General features: G+C 57.3%; 1 protein-coding gene. It reads left to right on the top strand.

Translation table 11 applies throughout. The features are described from left to right. A partial coding sequence (locus ACFOWX_RS00060; protein WP_381420410.1) for a hypothetical protein occupies positions 1-847 on the top strand: 847 nt, incomplete at both ends.

Here is an 847-nt window from a genome sequence, read left to right as displayed (position 1 = left end):
GGTGACGACGGGCGCTTATGTGACGACCGACGGGGATGGTGCGCATGATATTATGGTGCGTCAAGGCAATGACTGGCTTTGGATAGATGGCGCCAGCCAGACGCGTGAGACTTATGAATTTGCCAATGGTTCGTCTGTTATCTGGCGGTTGAAGAGCGTGACGGATCTGGATGGCAATGCGGTGAATGTGAGCTATCTGGCGGGCAGCGACCGGGTGGAGACGGTGACGACAGCCGATGGCAGCTATACGCTTTATGGCTGGTCGGGCAATAACATCACGCGGATTGCGACCGTGGTCGGCGGTGTGACGACGGCGCGCACGCATTATATCTATGACGGGCAAAACCGTTTGTCGAAGGTGCAAGTGGAGCTATCGCCCAATGACAATGCGGTGGCCGACGGGGCGCTATATGAGGTGACCTATGGCTATGTTGGCACATCGAAGCTGATAAATAGCATCACGCAAAGCGATGGGTCGAGCTTGGCAATTGCCTATGACGGGTCGAACCGGGTAACGAGCGTGACGCAAACGGTGGCGGCGGGCGACGTGCGGGTGACCAGCTTTGCTTATGCCGCGACCCAGACCACGATCACGCAGCCTGATGGGCAAGTGACGCTGATGGATTATGACGCATCCAAGCGGCTGACCAAGATTACCGCGCCGCCAGCGGTCGCCGGAGCAGCGGCGCAGACGGTGCTGTTTGTTTATGATACAAACGACAATTTGGCGAGTGTAACCGACGCCAATGGCAAGGTGACGAGTTATGGTTATACCGAAAGCTATCTGGACCCAGGGGTCACGACGCCGGCGAACCAGTCGGGCACCAATGATGCCAAGGGCAATGTA

It is taken from the genome of Sphingorhabdus arenilitoris, assembly GCF_042651485.1.
GTDB lineage: Bacteria > Pseudomonadota > Alphaproteobacteria > Sphingomonadales > Sphingomonadaceae > Sphingorhabdus_B > Sphingorhabdus_B arenilitoris.
This window is presented reverse-complemented; position numbering and strand designations above follow the sequence as displayed.